At 65.8% G+C, this 3,904-nt stretch carries 3 protein-coding genes; 1 reads left to right on the top strand and 2 read right to left on the bottom strand.

Going from position 1 to position 3,904, the window contains the following annotated elements; all coding sequences use genetic code 11:
* Window positions 1-75: 75 nt before the first annotated feature.
* Window positions 76-2,475, bottom strand: a complete 2,400-nt coding sequence (gene ppsA, locus AC1DYI_RS29030) for a phosphoenolpyruvate synthase (protein WP_477207591.1) — start codon at window positions 2,473-2,475, stop codon at window positions 76-78.
* 305 nt (window positions 2,476-2,780) lie between these two features.
* Between ppsA and ppsR the strand changes: the two genes are divergently transcribed.
* Complete coding sequence (gene ppsR, locus AC1DYI_RS29025) at window positions 2,781-3,605, top strand: posphoenolpyruvate synthetase regulatory kinase/phosphorylase PpsR (protein WP_477207590.1); 825 nt, start codon at window positions 2,781-2,783, stop codon at window positions 3,603-3,605.
* Here the strand turns inward: ppsR and AC1DYI_RS29020 are convergent.
* A partial coding sequence (locus AC1DYI_RS29020) for a TrmH family RNA methyltransferase (protein WP_477207589.1) occupies window positions 3,599-3,904 on the bottom strand: 306 nt, incomplete at its 5' end. The genes ppsR and AC1DYI_RS29020 overlap by 7 nt on opposite strands.

The raw sequence follows: 3,904 nt of genomic DNA, 5'->3' as shown, positions 1-3,904 counted from the left end.
GCCTACTGCAACCAACGCAGAGCGCGGCCTGCGCTGGCGGGCGGTGCCGGCTCCCCGGCACCGCGTGCACCATTCCTAGCGGATGGCCGCCAGGCGGGTCCAGGTCTCGATCACCGAATCGGGGTTCAGCGAGATCGAGACGATGCCTTCAGCCGCCAGCCAGTCGGCGAAATCCGGGTGATCGCTAGGGCCCTGGCCACAGATGCCGACGTACTTGCCGGTGGCCCGGCAAGCGGCGATGGCACGAGAAATCATCGCCTTGACGGCCGGGTCGCGCTCGTCGAAGTCATCGGCCAACTGCTCCAGGCCGGAATCGCGGTCCAGGCCCAGGGTCAGCTGGGTCAAATCGTTCGAGCCGATCGACATGCCGTCGAAGTGCTGCAGGAACTGCTCGGCCAGGATGGCGTTGCTCGGCACTTCGCACATCATGATCAGGCGCAGGCCGTTCTGGCCGCGCTTCAGGCCGCGGTCGGCCAGCAGCGCAGCAACGCGCTCAGCCTGCCGCACGGTGCGCACGAACGGCACCATGATCTCGACGTTGGTCAGGCCCATGTCATGGCGCACGCGCTTGAGCGCTTCGCACTCCATGCCGAAGGCATCGGTGAACTCGCCGCTGATGTAGCGCGAGGCACCGCGGAAGCCCAGCATCGGGTTTTCTTCGTCCGGCTCGTAGCGCGAACCGCCGATCAGCTTCTTATACTCGTTGGACTTGAAGTCCGACAGGCGCACGATCACCGGCTTGGGCCAGAACGCGGCGGCGATGGTGGCAATGCCTTCGGCCAGCTTGTCGACGTAGAAAGCGCGCGGCGAGGCATGACCTCGGGCCACCGACTCGACCGCCTTCTTCAGGTCCGGGTCGACGTTCGGGTAGTCGAGGATCGCCTTCGGGTGGACGCCGATGTTGTTGTTGATGATGAACTCGAGCCGGGCCAGGCCAACGCCCGAGTTCGGCAACTGCGCGAAGTTGAAAGCGAGCGTCGGGTTGCCGACGTTCATCATGATCTTGATCGGGCAGTACGGCATTTCACCGCGGGTGACCTCGGTGACCTCGGTGTCCAGCAGGCCGTCGTAGACGTGGCCGGTGTCGCCCTCGGAGCAGGCCACCGTGACCAGCGCGCCGTCGTGCAGCGTCTCGGTCGCGTCGCCGCAGCCGACCACCGCCGGGATGCCCAGTTCACGGGCGATGATCGCCGCGTGGCAGGTGCGACCGCCGCGGTTGGTGACGATCGCACTGGCGCGCTTCATCACTGGCTCCCAGTTCGGGTCGGTCATGTCGGTGACCAGCACGTCGCCGGGCTGCACACGCTCCATCTCGGCGATCGAGCTGACCAGCCGAACCGGACCGGTGCCGATCTTCTGGCCGATCGCGCGGCCTTCTGCCAGCACGGTGCTATGGCCCTTGAGCTTGTAGCGATGCTCGACCTGGCCCTCAGCCTGGCTGCGCACGGTTTCGGGCCGGGCTTGCAGGATGTAGAGCTTGCCGTCGACGCCGTCCTTGCCCCACTCGATGTCCATCGGGCGACCGTAGTGCTTCTCGATGATCAGCGCGTACTTGGCCAGCTCGGTCACGTCGGCGTCGTTGAGCGAGTAGCGGTTGCGCTGCTCGGGCGGTGTGTCCACGGTCTTCACCAGCTTGCCGCTGGCCGCCTTCTCTTCCGGCGTCGCGAACTCCATGCGGATGAGCTTCGAGCCCAGACCGCGGCGGATGACGGCCAGCTTGCCGGCTTCCAGCGCCGGCTTGTGGACGTAGAACTCGTCCGGATTCACAGCGCCCTGCACCACCGTTTCGCCCAGGCCGTAGCTGGAGGTGATGAACACCACGTCCTTGAAACCGGATTCAGTGTCGATCGTGAACATCACGCCGGCAGAGCCGAGGTCCGAGCGGACCATACGCTGCACGCCGGCCGACAAGGCCACGTCGGAGTGAGCGAAGCCCTTGTGGACGCGGTAGCTGATCGCACGGTCGTTGTAGAGCGACGCAAAGACCTCTTTCATCTTGTGCAGCACATCGTCGATGCCGTGCACGTTGAGGAAGGTCTCCTGCTGGCCGGCGAACGAGGCGTCCGGCAGGTCTTCGGCCGTTGCTGACGAGCGAACGGCCCAGGTGGCATCGGGGGAGCCGGCCACCACACGGTCGTATTCGGCGCGCACCGCAGCCTCGAAAGCGGCCGGGAACGGCGCATCGATCACCCACTGGCGGATCTCGGCGCCGGCTTCGGCCAGCGCGCGCACGTCATCGGTGTCCAGCGCGGAAAGACGAGCGTTGATGCGCTCGGTCAGGCCGCCGTGCTTCAGGAACTCGCGGAAGGCGTGGGCCGTGGTGGCGAAACCGCCCGGCACCCGCACACCCGAGGCGGCCAGCTGACTGATCATTTCGCCGAGGCTGGCGTTCTTGCCGCCCACCGCCTCGACGTCGGTCATTCTCAGGTGTTCAAGCGGGGCGACCAGGGCGGTCGCCAGGTTGGTTGATGACATGGGGAAGCTCCTTGATGACAAAAAACCTGGCGCCATGCCACCCCTGATGCCACGCCGGGGGCCCACGCTGCAGCGCGTTTGGTTCGATTTGTCTGGCTGCAGGGGCTCATCCGCGGTGTGTGTCGGGCCGCTCGAAGCGGCTCGTCCAAGGAGCACGTCAATTGGGGCGTCATTCTACGGAGGGATTGCCTATCATCGCTGAACCTCCGCTGAAACCTCCGCGTGCAATATGACTCGACCCCTGCTTCGCCCGCTGTCCCCTCAAGGGGTTCGACTGCACCCTGGAACGGCTCGCCGGAACTGACATGCCCAATCGCACCGTCTTCTTCGTCTCCGACGGCACCGGCATCACCGCCGAAACCTTCGGCAATTCGATCCTGGCGCAGTTTTCGGCCAAGCCCCGGCACATCCGGCGCCCATTCATCGACAGCCACGACAAGGCCGACAAAGTCGTCTCGGAGATCAACGCCACCGCCGACGCAGAGGGCAAGCGCCCGATCGTCTTCATCACGCTGGCCAACGAGTCGATCCGGTCGGTCCTGACCAGCGAGCGCTGCAAGGGCATGGTGATGGACATGTTCGCGTCCTTCGTCGAGCCGCTGGAGCGCGAGTTCGGCATCAAGTCCAACCACCGCGTCGGCCGGTTTTCGGACGCCGCCAAGAGCGAGGAGTACAACGACCGCATCGAGGCGATCAACTTCTCGCTCGCACACGACGACGGCCAGTCGGCGAAGAACCTGGAGCAAGCCGACGTGATCCTGATCGGCGTCAGCCGCAGCGGCAAGACGCCGACCTCGCTGTACCTGGCGATGCAGCACGGCATCAAGGCGGCCAACTACCCGTTGATCCCGGAAGATTTCGAGCGCGCCCACCTGCCCTCTTCGCTCGCTCCGCACAAGCGCAAGTGCTTCGGCCTGACGATCGATCCGACGCGCCTGGCCCAGATCCGCAACGAGCGCCGGCCGGACAGCAAGTACGCCGCGATCGAGAACTGCCGCTACGAGGTACGCGAGGCCGAGATGATGATGAAGCGCAGCGGCATTTCGTGGCTCAGCTCGACCCACAAGTCGATCGAGGAAATCGCCACGACCATCCTGCGCGACATCCGCCCAGATCGACTGATCTACTGACCAGGCCGGCTGGCGAACAGGCACACCGCGGCGGCCGCCGCCACGTTCAGCGACTCTTCGCCGCCGGGCTGCGGGATGCGCACGGTGTGGGCGCAGCGCGCCATTAGGGCAGGATCAACGCCCTGCCCCTCATGCCCCAGCACCCAGGCGCAAGGCTGCGGCAACTGAGCCTGGCCAAGCAGCAGCCCGCCATGGGAGCTGGTGGCCAACAACGGCACTTGCAAGTCCGCCAGATCGTCCGGCGACAAGCCTTCGATCAGGTGCAGCCCGAAATGCGCCCCCATGCCGGCGCGCAGAAC

The organism is Ideonella sp. P3_A4 (assembly GCF_056403075.1).
The sequence above is the reverse complement of the archived record's forward strand: the minus strand, read 5'-3'. Positions and strand labels throughout refer to the sequence as shown.